The organism is Streptomyces umbrinus (assembly GCF_030817415.1).
Lineage (GTDB): Bacteria > Actinomycetota > Actinomycetes > Streptomycetales > Streptomycetaceae > Streptomyces > Streptomyces umbrinus_A.
In genome coordinates this window covers 2,985,544-3,000,872 of sequence record NZ_JAUSZI010000002.1, presented here as the reverse complement: position 1 = coordinate 3,000,872, position 15,329 = coordinate 2,985,544, and the positions used below count along the sequence as shown (strand labels likewise).

Genomic DNA, 15,329 nt, shown 5'->3' with positions numbered 1-15,329 from the left:
GAAAAATCGCCGTGGTGGCCGCCGGATCCCGGGATCCGGCGGCCACCACGGCACGTTGCGTGCCGGGGCGAGGTCAGTCGTCGGTGTCCCAGGTGACCGGCAGTTCGTGCACGCCGTAGTGGAGCATGTCCGAGCGCAGAGGGACCTCCTCGGGGGCGGTGACCAGGCGCAGGTCCGGGAAGCGGTCGAACAGCGCCGGCAGCGCGATGCGCAGCACGCTGCGCGCCAGGTGCTGGCCGATGCACTGGTGCTCGCCGTGTCCGAAGGCCACATGGCCCTGGGTGGAGGCGGTGATGTCCAGGCGGTCCGGGGCGCCGAAGTGCGCGGGGTCCCGGTTCGCGGCCGGCAGCGCCACCACGACGGTGTCGCCCGCCTTGATCTGGGCGCCGTTCAGCTCGACGTCCGCCAGGGCGGCGCGGCTCGCCCCGAGGTGCGAGATGGTGAGGTAGCGCAGCAGCTCCTCGACCGCGTTGTCGGCCAGTTCGGGGCGGGCGCGCAGGGCGGCGAGCTGCTCGGGGTGGGCGAGGAGCGCGAACGCGCCCAGGGCGATCATGTTCGCGGTCGTGTCGAAGCCGCCGCCGAGCAGCGCCCAGGCGATGTTCACGACCTCCTCGTCGGTGAGTTCGCCGCCCCGGGCGAGGTCGCTCAGCAGGTCCGTGCCGGGCTTCTCGTGCTTCGCCGAGACCAGGTCCCGCAGCGCCTCGGCGATCTCCGTGCAGGCGGTGATCAACTCCTCGACGCCGTAGGACATCCGGGACAGCACCGCCAAGTGCCGGGCGAGGGGTTCGTGTACGGAGCCGGGCACGCCGAGCATCTCGCACATCACCTGGACCGGGAGCGGCTCGGCGAAAGCGGTGACGAGGTCCACCGGACGCTCGGAGCGGGCCATCGCGTCGAGGTGTTCCGCGGTCAGCCGGGTGATCATCGGGGTCAGTTCGGCGATCGCGCGCATGGTGAACCGGCGGGTCAGGAACCGCCGGTACCTGGAGTGGTCGGGCTGGTCCATCTTGATGAAGGCGCCGGGCGCGGCGGGTGGCGGAGCGTACTCGGCCATCGGGAAGGGCGGCGGGATGGGCAGGCTGATCAGCTCGTTGCGATGGCTGAACCGGCGGTCGCTCAGCACCGCCCGCGCATCCGCGAGCCGGGTGACCAACCAGCCCGTGTCCCCGCCCGGCCCGACGGTCAGCTCCAGCGGCGAGACCGGGCACCTCTCGCGCAGTGCCGTGTACTCGGGCGGCGGATCGAAGGGAGAGTCGCGTGCCACCGGCAGCGTGACCGGCGCGGCCGGGCCTTCCTGTGCCTCTGCACGGGGCTGCGCATCGGGCTGGGTATCGGGCTGGGTCATGACACCTCCAAGGACGCGGCGCGTAGCCGTCGTTCGATCGCGTCGGCTGCTCGTGCCGCCCCGCCGGCCGAGCGGACGTGCCGTCGCAAGACCGCGACGCGCTCGCGCATCGCGGTGTCGTCCGCGACGTTCAGCACGGCCCCGCGCAGGGCCTCGACGGACGCCTCCTCCCGCTGCACCACCCGGGCCAGGCCCAGTTCGGTCAGCCGAGCCGCGTTGACGTGCTGTTCGGGGTGGTGCGGGACGACGACCATGGGCACACCGGCCCGCAGCCCTTCCAGGATGCTGCCCATGCCCGACTGGCACAGGAAGACCGAGGTGTGCGGGAGGACCGCGCTCAGCGCGACCCAAGGGTGTGCCTCCACATGGGGCGGCAGGGGGCCCAGCTCGGCGGGGGAGACCCGCTTGCCGAGCGCGAGCACGATGTGCCACGGCAGATCGGCGAAGGCCGCCACGCACTGGCGGAAGAAGTCCGGCCGGTTGTTCACGGTGGTGCCCAGCGAGACCAGCAGCACCGGCCTGCCGTCGGACGGAGGCCGCCACGCCTCGTCCTCGCCCGCCGCGGCCGTCGGCCCCACGAAGACATGCCGCTCGTCGAACGTGTCACCGGCGAACTGGAACGCCTTCGGCACGAACGCGACCGTGAACTCCTCGTGCCCGTAGAACAGTTCGTCCTGTTGTTCCTCGGCCAGGCCGCTGCCGGTCACGATCTCGGTGAGTCGTTTCGCGAACTCCACGATCGCGGGATGCGCCGGATCGATCTGCCCGGCGAACTCCTGGTGCCGCTCGGAAAGGTTGAAGTGCTCGTTGGAGATGAACGTCGGCGACAGCTGGACGCTCGGGCGCCCCCAGCGCGCGGCCAGCAGACGCCCGGTCAGCCACAGCGTGGTGTCGTACACGACCGCGTCCGGCGGCCCGTCCGCGAAGCAGGACTCGATCGCCGGGAGCACGGCGGTACTCGCGTCGAGCAGCTTCAGCGGGGCTCGCGCGCACTCGTCGGCGTCGATGAGGTCCGGCGGAGGGTCGGAAGAGAGCGGCGGGTCGTAAGGGCGTGCGTCGGCGCCCGTCGCGTGGACCCGCTCCATGAACTCCTCGGTGGTGAAGCAGGTCACCCGGTGGCCGCGCGCGACGAGTTCGGCGACCACCGGGAGCACCGGCACCATGTGTCCGTAGGCGGGGTACGGCAGGAAGGCGAAGTGCCCGAGCCGCCCCGGCAGTTGTCGGTGGGACGCGTCGGTCATGATGCGGCCGACCGGGTCTCGATCGTGTCGGCGGCGAGCGCGGGCCCGCGCCGTGCCGCGATGCTCGCCGACAACTCCCTCACCCGGCCCCGGGTCGCCTCGTCCTCGTCGAGGCCGAGCACCGCGGCCCGCAGCCTTTCGGCGGTCAGCTCGGTGGGCGCGATGGCGCGGCCCAGGCCCAACTCGGCCACCCGTGCGGCGACCAGGTCCTGTTCGCCGGTGCGGGGCACCACGACCGGCGGGACGCCGAATGAGAGCGACTCCATGGTGCTGCCCATGCCGGCGTGCGAGACGAAGGCCGAGGCGTGCTCCAGGACCGACAACTGCGGCACCCAGGGGTGGGCCTCGACGTTCGCCGGGAGCGGGCCGAGGTCGTCGGGGGTGACCAGGCCACCGAGCGACATCACGACGTGCCGGGGCAGGTCGGCCAGCGCGACGAGCGCGTCGCGGTAGAAGGCCGCCTGGTTCTCGTACCCGAAGCTGCCGAGGGCGACGAGCACCACCGGGCGTCCGTCGTCGGGACGCCGCCACTCGCCCTGCAGGGCCCGCTCGCCGATGCACGGTCCGACGAAGACGTGCCGCTCGTCGAACGTCTCGACGCCCGGCTGGAACTCGGGCGCCACGAAGGCGATGGTCCGTTCCTCGGCGGCGTCGGTGAACTCCTCGTTCGACAGATCGCCGAGTCCGTGCGCGTCCAGCGTGTCGCGCAGCAGGTCCCTGTACTTGGCCAGGGCCGGGTGGTCGGGGTCGGGCGGAGTCATGACCGCGGCAAGTGAGGCGTACGGGTTGCAGGTCTCGCTGACCACGAACGTCGTCGCCGTGAGCACCGAGGGAAGCTGCCACTTGCGCGCCAGCAGGCGCCCTGACGCATAGCCGAACGCGTCGTACACCATCACGTCCGGCCGGTCGTCGCCCAGCCGCTTCTCCACCTCGGCCAGCGGCCCGAACGCCTCGGAGAGGTGGACCACCGCTGCCTCGGCCATGTCGTTCCCGGTGACCTTCGCCGGGATGGCCACCGTGTTCCAGGACTTCGGCACGACGGACTCGTACGCGATCACCTCGGCGCCGGTCGCGGCGACCACGTCCTCGAACTGCGAGGCGACCACGTACGTCACCCGGTGGCCGCGGCGGACCAGTTCGGCGACGACTGGCAGGGTCGGGTTCACATGACCGTGGGCCGCGTAGTTGAAAAATGCGATGTGCCGGCGGGTCATCGGAGTCCCATCTCCATCTGCTTCTTGGCGATGTCCATCACGTACTCGCCGTATCCGGACTTGGGCAGCCGTGCGCCGCGCCGGTGGCAGGCCTCGGCATCGATGAAGCCGCGGCGCAGGGCGATCTCCTCGATGCAGGCGATGCGCACGCCCTGCCGCCGCTCCAGCACCTGGACGTACTGGCCGGCGTCGATGAGCGAGTCGTGGGTGCCGGTGTCCAGCCAGGCGAATCCGCGGCCGAGGTCGATCACCTTGGCCTTGCCCTCGCGCTGGTAGGGCCGGATGACGTCAGTGATCTCCAGCTCCCCGCGCGCCGACGGGGTGAGGTTCTTGGCGATGTCGAGCGCGCGGTTGTCGAAGAGGTACAGGCCCGTGATGGCGCGGTTGGTGCGCGGCCGGGCCGGCTTCTCCTCGATGCCGATCAGCCGGCCCTGCTCGTCGACCTCGCCGACGCCGTAGCGCTCCGGGTCGGAGACGCGGTAGCCGAACAGGACGCAGCCGTCCAGGCTGCTGCGGCTCTCGCGCAGGAAGTCGGACATGCCGGGGCCGTAGAAGATGTTGTCGCCGAGGATCAGCGCGATGGAGTCGTCGCCGACGAAGTCCGCGCCGATGATGAACGCCTCGGGCAGGCCACCCGGTTCCGGCTGGACGGCATAGGTGAGCCGCAGTCCCAGTTCGGAGCCGTCGCCGAGCAGGCGCTGGAACAGCGGCTGGTCCTCGGCCGTGGAGATGATGAGGATGTCCCGGATGTCCGCGAGCATGAGCACGGACAGCGGGTAGTAGATCATGGGCTTGTTGTAGACGGGGAGTAGCTGTTTGGAGACGGCGAGGGTCACGGGATGCAGGCGCGATCCGGCGCCCCCGGCGAGGATGATGCCCTTCATGGGTGAGTCACTTCCGTAGGTGGCGCGTTGAGGGTGCGTGGACGTGCGGGACGACGCATCAGGGACTCGACGACATCGGCGCCGCGCAAGGCGCCACCCGCCTCGTGCACCTGTCGGCGCATCTCGGCCACGGCGGCCGCGATACGGGGGCTGGAGGCGACCTCGTCGACGGTCGCGCGCAGCGTTTCCGCGTCTGCAGCTTCCCGGAACAGAACCCGCCCCAGATCGAGATCCGCCGCCTGCCGGGCGATGACCCGCTGGTCGATGTGGTACGGCACGAGCACCATGGGGACCTCGTAGGAGAGGGACTCCATGACGCTGCCCATTCCGGCGTGCGTGACGAACGCGGAGGCGTGCCGCAGGACTTCGGGGTGGCGCAGCCACGGGTGGGCCTCGACGTTGCCGGGCAGTGGACCGAGCTCGTCGGCGGTGACGCGGTGGCCGAGGGTCACCACGACGTGCCACGGCGAGTCGGCGAGCGCCCGGACGCAGAAGCGCAGGAAGTCCGCCTGGTCGGGGGTGTACGAGCTGCCGAGGGACAACAGCAGCACCCGGCGGCCCTCCGGCGGCCGCCAGCCGTCCGGGACCGGGGTGTCGTCCAGGCACGGGCCGATGAACGCGAACCGGTCGTCGAAGGTCTCCGGGGCGATCTGGAACGCCTTCGGCAGGAAGACGATGTTGTCGCCGTGCTCCGCGCCGAATCCGTCCAGCGGGCCTCCGTCGAGGCCGTGCCCCGCGAGCAGTCCCGTCCTGCGCGCGACGAACGCGGCGATCGCCGGGTCCTGCGGGTCGATCGGCTCCGGCGGCGGCCCCGAGGCCTCCCGTCCCTGCCGCTCGCCCATCGAGAACCCCGGGCTGGAGGCGATGGTCGGGCACAGCTGCACCACCGGGACGTCCCAGGCGCGGGCCAGCAGCCGGGCCGTTTCGGAGGCCGCCAGGTCGTGGGCGACGAGGTCCGGGCGGTCGCCGTCGAAGTGGGCCATCGCCGTCGCCAGCGGGGCGATCGCCTCCTCGAAGAAGTCGAGGATGTTCTCCAGCGCCGATCCGGAGGGGCCGGTGGCCCACGGGAAGCCGGACGGGTAGACGGCGGGTTGCGCTCCGGCGCCCCGGACCAGCTCGGCGAAGCGCTCCGTGACGAAGCAGCTGACCCGGTGTCCGCGCCGCACCAGCTCGGCCAGCATCGGCACGGCGGGCGCGATGTGCGCGTACGCGGGGAAGGTGAAGACACCGATGTGGCCGCCGTGTTCGCCGTATCGCTCGTAGCGGTGTCGGTGCGGTGATCCGTCCTGGGCCGGTCGTCCATTCACGGCGCGAGTATGTACACGCGGGTGAGGCCGCATCGAGCGCGCGCCGCCAAGACTAGGGCTCCCACTGGACCGCAAAAGACTAGGGCTCCCACTGGAGCGTGTTGACCAAGCTGGTCGCCGATGGATTTCAGGACATCAGGCCCGCTTCGACAGGGAGACACGGTTACAGATGAAGGCAAGTGCGAGTCCGCCGGAGCGTCGCCGCGGCCGGCGCATGAAAGTCACGATCGTCGGGGTCGTGGTGGCGATCACGGCCACCCTCTCCGGAGCGACGACATCGGTCGGCAGCCCGTCGGGAGAGGCGGGTGCCGTACCGCTCACCAAGGTGCTTCCCCAGCCTGCCGAGGTCCGCACCACGGCCGGGGTCGCCTTCGACCTGGAGTCGGACGACGCGGTCCACGCGACCGGCGGCTCCGGTGACGCGAAGGCGGCCGCCGACTTCCTGGCAGGCCTGCTGCGCAAGCCCACCGGATATGCCCTGCCGGTGCGGAGCCTGGCCGCCGGAGCGGAACCGGACGGCATCGTAATGGCGCTCGGCGGGAACAACTCGGTGACGCAGGCCGAGGGTTACCAGCTGGACGTCACCTCCCGGTCGGTCACCGTCCGGGCCGACGATCGCGCGGGGCTCTTCAACGGCATCGAGACACTGCGCCAACTGCTGCCGGTGAAGGTCGAACGCCAGCAGCGGATGCCCGGTCCCTGGCGGATCCAGGGAGGTCGGATCACCGACGCGCCGCGCTACGGCTATCGGGGCGCGATGCTCGATGTGGGTCGGCACTTCCTGCCGAAGACCGACGTGGAGAAGTACATCGACACCATCGCCCGCTACAAGATCAACTACCTGCATCTGCACCTCGTCGACGACCAGGGCTGGCGCATCGAGATCAAGGAGTGGCCGGAGCTCGCCAAGATCGGTGGCAGCACCGGCACCGGCGGGCTGCTGGGCGGCTTCTACACGCAGGAGGACTACCGGAACATCGTCCAGTACGCCTGGGCGCGCGGTGTCACGGTGATCCCGGAGATCGAGGGCCCGGATCACATGCACTCGGCGCTCGCCTCCTACGCCAAGCTGACCTGCGACGGCAAGGCGCTGGAGCCCTACACAGGCTGGGGGAAGAGCCCGGACGGCGGGCTCTGCCTCGACAACCCGACCACGTACGAGTTCCTGGACGAGGTGATAGGCGAGATCGCGGCCCTCACCCCCGGCCCGTACATCCACGTCGGCGGTGACGAGGCCGCCGGCAGGTCGCAGGCCGAGATGGACGGCTACTTCGAGAAGGTCGCCAAGCTGGTCGAGAAGCACGGCAAGAAGGTCTTCGGCTGGCAGGAGGCGGCCGGTTCGCTGCCCGCGAAGTCGGTGACCGAGTTCTGGGTCCCCGGGAACAACGAGGACCGGATCATCGCCTCCGCCAAGGCCGGCGGCAAGGTCGTCATGGCGCCGGCGATGCACACCTACCTCGACCAGAAGTACACGGACTCCTACCCCGAGTACCCGCTGGGCCAGACGTGGGCCGGTCCCACCTCGGTGCAGTCCTCCTACGACTGGAAGCCGGAGGAGCAAATCGCCGGCCTGCCCGCGACCTCGATCGCCGGCGTCGAGGCGCCCCTGTGGACGGAGACCGTGTTCGGCATCAACCAGGCGGAGAACCTCGCCTTCCCGCGGCTGCTGTCGATCGCCGAGATCGGCTGGGCGAAGGCGTCCTCGCACGACTGGAACACCTTCAAGCCGAGGCTGGCGGCACAGGGGCCGCGGCTGCGTGAGTCGCGCGTCAACTATTACCTGTCGCCCGAGGTGCCCTGGCCACTGGGCAGTTGAGCAACGCGACCTGACGCCCTCGCGGCGTCGGAGTCAGCGCACGGGCCCGGCGGCAGCGCGCCGGGCCCGTGCGTGGTGCGGTGTGCGGCCCCTCAGGCGCACCGCAGCCGGATGCCGTGTTCGAAGACGGCCGAGACCGCCTGCGGCACCTCTGCGGGGGAGCCGACGAAGACCGTCGGGAGCGGGTACGGCAGGACGTTCACGACGGGTGACGGACCCACCATGAGGGCGAGTTCCGCGCCGTGGTGCCAGAGCCCCACGTTCAGATGCACCAGGCTGATCGGCTTCAGGACGTTGTCCACGAACATCTCGCGCACCCCCTCGGCAATGGTCAGTGCCCGCCGCTCGACGATCGAGCACAGGGAGAGCCAGGGGTCCGCGAAGGTGATCGGGGCGACCTGGGTCCGGGTCAGTTCTCCGGACCGTTGCCTGAGCGCGGTGTGCACGGCGACGTCCGCGCCTTCGGTGCCGTGACTCGCTGGGGGTGTGGTCCGCCTCCGCCGGCAGCCGCATGAGATCCCGTCGCCCGATCGCGCCGGCGACGCAACTGGAGACCATCCCGCCGAGGCTGAGCCCGCTGACCGCATCGGGGCGCAGGCCATGCTCCACCAGAACGTCCTGGATGCCGAGCCGGGCGGCGGCCAGGCCTACGGAGTCCGCCGGGATCCGCTTCGTCCTGTTCTCGTACGAACCGTTCTGGTGGAGCAGTGGCTCGATGTCCAGCCCCGACCACTCGGCGGCCCGGGCGAAGGATTCGCGCACCGCCGGATCCGTCTCGTAGAACTCGACGACCCCGCCGGGTTCGTACTGGAAGGGGTTCGTTCCGAAAATGAATGCGAGAGCCACGCTGCCATCTCGACAGGGGAGAGGGCCTGCGATCCGCAGGGGTCAGCCGCGAACGGCGTGCACCATGTAGTAGCGGTCCTCTTCCGCGGTGAGCGGGGCCCGCTGGGGATCGACCTTGAATCCGTTGCCGCGCAGTATTTCGCAGACCCGCTCCAACTGGCCGTCGAGGTCGGCGACTTCGACGACCGCCTGGCGGATGCGCGGCCACTGGGACGCGTCGATGCCGAGCAGTACATCGGCCTCGGCGCCCTCCACGTCCACCTTGAGGAGATCGATGTCCCGGTCCTCGGGAAGGAAGGCCGCGAGCCGCTCGACGTCGACGGTCACCTGCTCGGCGGTGTAGAACTCCTCGGCCAGGTCCTGGTGCTGCGCGGCCATCTGGGCCTTCGGCCCTTCCTTGATCTCCGGATAGCGGGTCGAGTTCGCGGGGAGCAGCGGGAAGAAGGAGAACTCGACGCCCGACTCCGGGGAGCTGCCCAGGGCGGTCTCGTGCAGCGTCACCTTGCTGAGACCGTGCAGTTCGATGTTCTTTTGGAAGAGCTCGATGTTGTTCGGCATCGGCTCGAACGAGTCGACTTCCGCGTCCGGGTATTTGCTCTTGATGTACAGCACGAACATTCCGATATTGCCGCCGATGTCGAACACCGTAGGCGCGTCCCCGAGGTCCAGGCCGTCGTAGCAGCCCTGGCGGAAGATCTCGTCGTACATGTACTCCGCTTCGATCGCGCTCTGCGTGTACACCTGCAGGCTGTCGCCCAGTTCAACAAGCTCCGTCACGATCGCCCCTTTGCTTATCCGAAAGGTGAATGACTGAAGGAGGCTACCGGCGCGGAGTGTGGCACTCGGCTGCCGATTCGCCGTATCTGTTGGAACAACTAACCTGGCGGGACAGGTGTGTTGATGGAGTCCAGGACCGCGGTCCGTACGGCATCCACGACCAGATCGATCGCGTGGTCGGGCAACTGGGGACCGATGGGCAGACTCAGCACCTCGTCGGCCAGGCGCTCCGTCCTCGGCAGGCCGGTGGCCGGCTCGAGGCCCTGCCCCGCGTAGGCGGGCATACGGTGGATGGCCACCGGATAGTGGATCAGTGTCCCCACGCCCGCCTCCGCCAGCCGTTGGCGCAGGGGCTCCCGGCGAGGGGTGCGCAGCACGTACTGGTGCCAGACGTGCTCCGCCCAGGGCGCCACCTCCGGGGTGACGAGTCCGGGCAGGTCCGCGAACGCCTCCGCGTAGCGGCGGGCGACGATGCGGCGCCGCTCGTTCCAGGCGTCCAGGTGCGGCAGCTTCGTGGCGAGCACCGCGGCCTGGATCTCGTCCAGCCGGGAGTTGGCCCCTTGCTCCTGGTGCACATACTTCTCGCGGGAGCCGTAGTTGCGCAGCAGCCGGAGCCGGTCGGCGAGCTCCGGGTCGTCGGTGACGACGGCGCCGCCGTCGCCCAGGGCGCCCAGGTTCTTGCCGGGGTAGAAGCTGAAGGCCACGGCGCGGCCGCTGCCCACCCGGCGGCCGCGGTGGCGGGCACCGTGCGCCTGGGCCGCGTCCTCGAGCACGACGAGGCCGTGCCGGTCGGCGAAGCGTTCCACGGCATCCAGGTCGACGGGGTGCCCGTACAGGTGCACCGGCACCACCGCGCGCGTGCGCGGGGTGACAGCCGCCTCCAGCAGATCCGTATCGATCAGGAACGACCCCTCGCCCGGCTCCACGGGCACCGGGCGCGCACCTGTGGACGAGACGGCGAGCCAGGTGCCGACGAAGGTGTGCGCGGGCACGATCACCTCGTCCCCCGGGCCGACCCCGAGGGCTCTGAGCGTCAGTTCCAGAGCGGCCAGGCCGCTTCCCGTCGCGACACAGTAGGCGTTCTCGCAGTACGCCGCGAAGGCCGCCTCGAAGGCTTCCAGCTCGCGTCCCAGGATGTAGCGGCCAGAGCGTGACACCCGCAGCACGGCCGCGTCTATCTCCTCCTGGGTGCCGGTGGCCGCATGCAGTTCTTGCAGGTCGAAGAAGGGAACCTTGTTCATGCGTGCCTCCGGCTGTCTCGCAGGAAGTCCTCGTACTCGCGGTAGTAGTCCGCCTCGTCGTAATGGTGCGACGCCAGTACGAGGCAGACCCCGCCCGGAGTGAAGTCTCTGAGGTCCCGCCACACCATCGGGCCGACGTACAGAGCGGTCCCAGGAGTGTCCAGGCGGTACTCGGCCCGCTGGTGGCCGTCGTCGACGTGGATGGTGAAGCCGCCGTGGGCGGCGATGAAGAGCTGCTCCAGCTCGCGGTGCGCGTGCCCGCCCCGGGAGGTGCCGTCCGTCAGGTCGTGAAGGAAGTAGACACGCCGGATCGGGAAGCCGGCCGTCCACTGCGACTCGGCGACCGAGATGCAGCCGCGTTCGTCCTTGTGCTGTTCGAGATCGATGAGCCGGCTGGGCTTGACCCTGCCGACGGGCGTCTCGGTGGTGCTCGCTGCCATGGCAGCCACTCCTCGCTCCTGTCCGTCGTGCCCCGGGCACGGGCCGTGCCGGGTCGAACTCGCTACTCTCCGGTGGTGCCGGCGGGTTCGGCACGCCGAAGCGCGGCCACCTCGGACCCGTGGGCGACCGCGGCCCGTACGACATGGCTGATCACTTCGACGTCGGCGGCACTGACCCCGGGGCCCGTGGGCAGGGCGAGCAACTGCCCGCACAGCGCCTCTGCGTGCGGAAGCGGTACGGCCGACTCGTCGGCGTACGGCTTGAGTTGGTGCATGGCCTGGGGGAAGTAGGGCTGGGCCAGGATGTTCTCCGCGCGCAGCACGTCGAGCAGCAGATCGCGGTTCAGGCCTGCGGTCCGCTCCTCCACGGTGATCATCATGTAGTGGTGGTTGTTGCGGTGCCGCGCGTCGTACTCGAGCGCCCGCACCCCGGGGATCTGGGCGAGCGCGGCCAGGTACGCCTCGTAGTTGGCCCGGTTGTGGGCGATGTTGTCCCCGAGTGCGTCCAGTGAGGTGAGGCCCATCGCGGCCGCGGCCTCGTTCAACTTGCCGTTGGTGCCGAGCTGTTCGACCCTGCCGTCCCGGCCGAAGCCGAAGTTCCGTGCGGTCCGCATGCGTTCGGCCAGTGCGTCGTCGTCGGTGACGATCGCGCCGCCCTCGAAGGTGTTGACGACCTTCGTCGCGTGAAAGCTGAACACCTCCGCGTCGCCGAGGCCGCCGATGGGCGTGTCGCCGTGGGTGCAGCCGAGGGCCGGGGCCGCGTCGAAGAACAGCCGCAGCTTGTTGCTCTCGGCGATCTTCTCCAGTCGGCGCACGTCACAGGCCTGCCCCCACAGATGGACGCCGATGATCGCCCGGGTCCGCGGTGTGATGAGTGCCTCCGCACGGTCCGGGTCGATCAGGCCGGTCACCGGGTCGACGTCACAGATGACGGGTCGCAGGCCGCGCCACCGTACGGCGTGTGCCGTGGCGGGGAAGGTGAGTGCCGGGACGATCACCTCGTCACCGGGGACACCACCGGTGGCCACGTCGCCGACCAGCATCTGGAGTGCCACGGTCGCGTTGCACAGGGAGACGCAGTGGCGCACGCCCGCGAGGTCGGCCACGCGCCCCTCGAACTCGTACGTCAAAGGGCCCATGTTGGACAGCCACTCGTTGTCCAGGACCCGGTTCATCCGCTCCAGGAACCGCCTGCGGTCGCCCTGGTTCGGTCTGCCGACCCGGCGGTTCTGCAGGAACGCCGGTGGCCCGCCGAACAGCGCCAGGTCGTGAGTGCCGTGCTTCATCCGAACTCTCCCTCAGCAAGCTGTGCGGGTCACGTCAGACCCGTCGCCGGTACGCCTGGATGGCCAGCGGGGCGAAGACGGCCGTCATCACCACGGTCCAGCCGAGCGTCCACCACACCGAGTCGCCGACCGGACCTCCCGTCAACAACGCGCGCAGTGCGGTCGCCTCCTGCGAGATCGGGTTGATGTCGGCCCAGAACTGAAGCCAGCCGGGCATGGTGTCGGTCTTGACGAACACGTTGCTGCAGAAAGTGAGCGGGATCGACAGCATTCCGGTGAACAGGTGCACCGTGGTGACGGACTTGGCGGCCAGGCCGATCATCATCGACAGCCAGGCCAGTCCCGCGCTGAACAGCGCGACCAGCAGCAGTCCGGCCAGCGCGGCCCAGACTCCGGTGCGCACCTCGAAGCCCTGCGCCGCGCCCACGGCAAGCAGCATGAGCAGTCCGGCCCAGACGCGTACGAGGGTGCCGATCAGATGGCCCATCAGGGGGGCGATCCGGGCGATGGGCAGGCTGCGCAGCCGGTCGAACAGGCCGACGCTGATGTCCTGGTGCAGTCCGGTGCCGGTAGCGAGTACGGAGGTGACCGACGACTGCACGATCAGCCCCGGCAGGGCGTACTGCAGGTAGGTCGCGGTGTCCCCGGCGATCGCGCCGCCGAAGACGTACACCAGAAGCGCGATCACCATCAGGGGCTGCACGACGGCGAAGCCGATGATCTCGCCCGGGTTCGCCTTGAGGTGCCGCAGATTGCGGCCCGCCAGGGTCAGGCAGTGCCGGGTCGCCGACACCAGACCCAGCCGGTGCTTCAGCGGGGGGTGGTCGAGCGCGGTCATGAACTGCTCCGTTCCGTCTGCGCCGCAAGTACGGCCTCGTCGGTGGCCTGGTCCGTCAAGGGGCCGCGGTCCTTCTTGCCCCGGCTCCCGGTCAGTGACAGGAACACCTCGTCGAGGCTGGGCCGGCGCAGCGCCAGCTCGGTGACCTCGATGCCCGACTCGTCGAGGCGCCGCAGCACCGCGCTCGGCAGGGACGTGTCACTGACCTGGATGCGCAGCCGGTTGCCGTCCGCGACGGGCCGGATCCCGCTGAGCTCCTCGACGATCCGCTGGGTGGCTTCGAGATCGCTGTCCGCGGCGGGCTGGATCTCCAGTGTCTGCCGGTCGGTCTTCGCTTTCAGCTCCTCGGGGGTGCCGGTCGCGATGGCCACGCCCCCGTCGATCACTACGATGTCGTCGGCGAGCCGGTCGGCCTCGTCCAGGTACTGCGTGGTCAGCAGGACCGTCGAGCCGCCTTTGACCAGGCCGCGCACGATGTCCCACAGCTCGTAGCGGCTCTCCGGGTCGAGGCCGGTGGTCGGCTCGTCGAGGTACAGCACCGAGGGCTCACCCACCAGGCTGACCGCGAGGTCGAGCCGACGGCGCATGCCGCCCGAGTACGTCTGCGACTTGCGGTCGGCGGCGTGGCCGAGCCCGAACCGATCCAGCAGCTCCGAGGTCCGGCGCCTGGCCGCAGTCCGCTTGAAGCCCAGTAGCCGGGCCACCAGGGAGATGTTCTGTGCGCCGGTGAGTTGCTCGTCGATGGCCGCGTACTGGCCGGTGAGACCGATGATCCGGCGAACCTCGTAGGGGTTGCGGGCGACGTCGTACCCGCAGACCCGGGCGATGCCGCCGTCCGGCGGCATCAGCGAGGCCAGGATGCGCACCGCTGTCGTCTTCCCCGCCCCGTTCGGGCCGAGGACGCCGAGCACGGTGCCCTGGCGCGCCGTGAGGTCCAGGCCGCTGAGTGCGTTGACCTTGCCGAACCGTTTGACGAGGCCTTCGGTCTCGATGGCGTACGTCATCGGGCGCCCGCGCTCTCCGGCGCAGCGGACAGTGCCGTGTCCTTCATGGGTTCTCCAGACGTCGGGAAGGGTTCGTTCAGCCGGCCGTCGATCAGCTGCGCGGCCCGGGCCGGTCCTCCGGCAGCCAGCATGTCCATGCGCATCCGGGCGAGTTGGCGGCGGATGCGGGGGTCGTTCGCGACGCTCTCCACCGCTGCCCGCAACCGCTCTGCGGTGACCTCCTCGCTCGGCAGCTCCACACCCGGGCCGAGTTCGGTGATACGTCTGCTGTTGACCCGGTCCTCGGGCGTGCAGGTGACGACCACCAGCGGTTTGCTGAAGTAGAGGGCTTCCAGGTTGTGCGGACCGACCGTCAGCACCAGATGCCAGTCCCCGTCCGCGAAGGCCGCACCGCAGGTCTCGAAGAAGTCCGGTCGGGACCACGAGCCCGGGCCGGACCGGCCGGCCGGCCGGCTGTGCCCGGTGAAGGTGTACCGCTGGTCGAGCGTCTCGCCGAGCGGCTGGAACTCCCGCGGCAGCAGCACGAGGTTGCGCTCGTCGAAGTCGGCCATGAACGACCAGACGGTGTCAGGGTCCTCGCCGGTCAGATACTCCGTCACCAGGTCGATGCACTTCCGGCGGTCCTCGTCGGCCCCGGCGAAGACCTCCAGGGCCCGCGAGTACTCCTCGGTGGTGGCGACGTACGGGAACAGCTGCGCGGTGGGCCGTCCCCAGAGCTTGGCCGCGGTGTGCGCCGTGAAGAAGCTCTCCAGGTCGTAGAGGATCAGATCCGGTACGTCCCCGTCGAGCGCCTCCAGCGTCCGCGGCAGGATGACCTCCATCGACTCCTGCAGGAACGCGAGGCCGAGGGCGCCGATGTACTCGCCGCTCACGTTTTCGGTGCCGAGCCGGCCGCGCCGTGAGGTGTAGCCGCCGATGTCGGCCCCGGCGGCCCACACGGGTGGCGCCAGACGTTCGTCCAGTACGTAGGTGACCCGGTGGCCCAGCGTCATCAGCAGCCGGCTGATCTCCAGCGTCGGGTTCGCCTGTCCGTACCCCGGAAACACGAAGATCGCGATGTGTTTCGGCGTCATGGCTACTCCTTCGCTCG

Annotated in this window: 15 protein-coding genes; 2 read left to right on the top strand and 13 right to left on the bottom strand. The window is 70.0% G+C overall.

Going from position 1 to position 15,329, the window contains the following annotated elements:
- Positions 1-73 precede the first annotated feature (73 nt).
- Genes QF035_RS13260 through QF035_RS13240 form a run of 5 tightly spaced genes read right to left on the bottom strand, consistent with a single transcriptional unit; the run spans position 74 to position 5,991 of the window.
- Positions 74-1,345 carry a cytochrome P450 gene (locus QF035_RS13260; RefSeq protein ID WP_307520423.1) on the bottom strand — a complete coding sequence of 424 codons (1,272 nt, stop codon included), beginning with the start codon at positions 1,343-1,345 and terminating at the stop codon, positions 74-76.
- Positions 1,342-2,586 carry a macrolide family glycosyltransferase gene (locus QF035_RS13255; RefSeq protein WP_307520422.1) on the bottom strand — a complete coding sequence of 415 codons (1,245 nt, stop codon included), beginning with the start codon at positions 2,584-2,586 and terminating at the stop codon, positions 1,342-1,344. The genes QF035_RS13260 and QF035_RS13255 overlap by 4 nt, the downstream gene beginning before the upstream one ends.
- Positions 2,583-3,800, bottom strand: a complete 1,218-nt coding sequence (locus QF035_RS13250) for a macrolide family glycosyltransferase (RefSeq protein ID WP_307520421.1) — start codon at positions 3,798-3,800, stop codon at positions 2,583-2,585. Before QF035_RS13250 ends, QF035_RS13255 begins: the two co-directional genes overlap by 4 nt.
- Entirely contained in the window at positions 3,797-4,684 is an 888-nt protein-coding gene (gene rfbA, locus QF035_RS13245; RefSeq protein ID WP_307520420.1) for a glucose-1-phosphate thymidylyltransferase RfbA, read from the bottom strand. The genes QF035_RS13250 and rfbA overlap by 4 nt, the downstream gene beginning before the upstream one ends.
- Positions 4,681-5,991, bottom strand: coding sequence for a macrolide family glycosyltransferase (locus tag QF035_RS13240; protein ID WP_307520419.1), 1,311 nt, complete (start codon positions 5,989-5,991; stop codon positions 4,681-4,683). Before QF035_RS13240 ends, rfbA begins: the two co-directional genes overlap by 4 nt.
- A 214-nt stretch (positions 5,992-6,205) precedes the next feature.
- Between QF035_RS13240 and QF035_RS13235 the strand changes: the two genes are divergently transcribed.
- Positions 6,206-7,807, top strand: coding sequence for a beta-N-acetylhexosaminidase (locus QF035_RS13235; protein ID WP_307520418.1), 1,602 nt, complete (start codon positions 6,206-6,208; stop codon positions 7,805-7,807).
- A 92-nt stretch (positions 7,808-7,899) separates the two neighbouring features.
- Here QF035_RS13235 and QF035_RS13230 read toward each other — a convergent pair whose 3' ends face one another.
- Entirely contained in the window at positions 7,900-8,253 is a 354-nt protein-coding gene (locus QF035_RS13230; RefSeq protein ID WP_307520417.1) for a hypothetical protein, read from the bottom strand.
- Between the two features lie 176 nt (positions 8,254-8,429).
- Between QF035_RS13230 and QF035_RS13225 the strand changes: the two genes are divergently transcribed.
- Positions 8,430-8,588 (top strand): hypothetical protein, encoded by a 159-nt coding sequence (locus tag QF035_RS13225; protein WP_307520416.1) that lies wholly within the window; start codon positions 8,430-8,432, stop codon positions 8,586-8,588.
- Positions 8,589-8,695: 107 nt separating this feature from the next.
- Here QF035_RS13225 and QF035_RS13220 read toward each other — a convergent pair whose 3' ends face one another.
- From QF035_RS13220 to QF035_RS13190, 7 genes are all read right to left on the bottom strand, one after another.
- The gene (locus tag QF035_RS13220; protein WP_307520415.1) at positions 8,696-9,430 is read right to left on the bottom strand and encodes an FkbM family methyltransferase; all 735 of its coding nucleotides are present in this window, start codon (positions 9,428-9,430) and stop codon (positions 8,696-8,698) included.
- Between the two features lie 98 nt (positions 9,431-9,528).
- On the bottom strand, positions 9,529-10,671 hold the full coding sequence (locus QF035_RS13215) for a DegT/DnrJ/EryC1/StrS family aminotransferase (RefSeq protein ID WP_307520414.1): 1,143 nt from the start codon (positions 10,669-10,671) through the stop codon (positions 9,529-9,531).
- Positions 10,668-11,111, bottom strand: coding sequence for a sugar 3,4-ketoisomerase (locus QF035_RS13210; RefSeq protein WP_307520413.1), 444 nt, complete (start codon positions 11,109-11,111; stop codon positions 10,668-10,670). Before QF035_RS13210 ends, QF035_RS13215 begins: the two co-directional genes overlap by 4 nt.
- Before the next feature lie 62 nt (positions 11,112-11,173).
- A complete protein-coding gene (locus QF035_RS13205) occupies positions 11,174-12,397 on the bottom strand; it encodes an aminotransferase class I/II-fold pyridoxal phosphate-dependent enzyme (protein WP_307520412.1) in 1,224 nt (407 codons plus the stop codon).
- Between the two features lie 34 nt (positions 12,398-12,431).
- Complete coding sequence (locus QF035_RS13200) at positions 12,432-13,235, bottom strand: ABC transporter permease (RefSeq protein WP_307520411.1); 804 nt, start codon at positions 13,233-13,235, stop codon at positions 12,432-12,434.
- Positions 13,232-14,239 (bottom strand): ATP-binding cassette domain-containing protein, encoded by a 1,008-nt coding sequence (locus QF035_RS13195; protein ID WP_307520410.1) that lies wholly within the window; start codon positions 14,237-14,239, stop codon positions 13,232-13,234. The genes QF035_RS13200 and QF035_RS13195 overlap by 4 nt, the downstream gene beginning before the upstream one ends.
- A complete protein-coding gene (locus QF035_RS13190) occupies positions 14,236-15,312 on the bottom strand; it encodes a nucleotide disphospho-sugar-binding domain-containing protein (protein ID WP_307520409.1) in 1,077 nt (358 codons plus the stop codon). Before QF035_RS13190 ends, QF035_RS13195 begins: the two co-directional genes overlap by 4 nt.
- Positions 15,313-15,329 lie beyond the last annotated feature (17 nt).

What these genes read in the sequence shown, in the direction of transcription:
- QF035_RS13260 (WP_307520423.1), bottom strand. Translation starts at nt 1,345, where the DNA reads ATGACCCAGCCCGATACCCAGCCCGATGCGCAGCCCCGTGCAGAGGCA.
- QF035_RS13255 (WP_307520422.1), bottom strand. Translation starts at nt 2,586, where the DNA reads ATGACCGACGCGTCCCACCGACAACTGCCGGGGCGGCTCGGGCACTTC.
- QF035_RS13250 (WP_307520421.1), bottom strand. Translation starts at nt 3,800, where the DNA reads ATGACCCGCCGGCACATCGCATTTTTCAACTACGCGGCCCACGGTCAT.
- rfbA (WP_307520420.1), bottom strand. Translation starts at nt 4,684, where the DNA reads ATGAAGGGCATCATCCTCGCCGGGGGCGCCGGATCGCGCCTGCATCCC.
- QF035_RS13235 (WP_307520418.1), top strand. Translation starts at nt 6,206, where the DNA reads ATGAAAGTCACGATCGTCGGGGTCGTGGTGGCGATCACGGCCACCCTC.
- QF035_RS13225 (WP_307520416.1), top strand. Translation starts at nt 8,430, where the DNA reads ATGCCGAGCCGGGCGGCGGCCAGGCCTACGGAGTCCGCCGGGATCCGC.
- QF035_RS13215 (WP_307520414.1), bottom strand. Translation starts at nt 10,671, where the DNA reads ATGAACAAGGTTCCCTTCTTCGACCTGCAAGAACTGCATGCGGCCACC.
- QF035_RS13210 (WP_307520413.1), bottom strand. Translation starts at nt 11,111, where the DNA reads ATGGCAGCGAGCACCACCGAGACGCCCGTCGGCAGGGTCAAGCCCAGC.
- QF035_RS13205 (WP_307520412.1), bottom strand. Translation starts at nt 12,397, where the DNA reads ATGAAGCACGGCACTCACGACCTGGCGCTGTTCGGCGGGCCACCGGCG.
- QF035_RS13200 (WP_307520411.1), bottom strand. Translation starts at nt 13,235, where the DNA reads ATGACCGCGCTCGACCACCCCCCGCTGAAGCACCGGCTGGGTCTGGTG.
- QF035_RS13195 (WP_307520410.1), bottom strand. Translation starts at nt 14,239, where the DNA reads ATGACGTACGCCATCGAGACCGAAGGCCTCGTCAAACGGTTCGGCAAG.
- QF035_RS13190 (WP_307520409.1), bottom strand. Translation starts at nt 15,312, where the DNA reads ATGACGCCGAAACACATCGCGATCTTCGTGTTTCCGGGGTACGGACAG.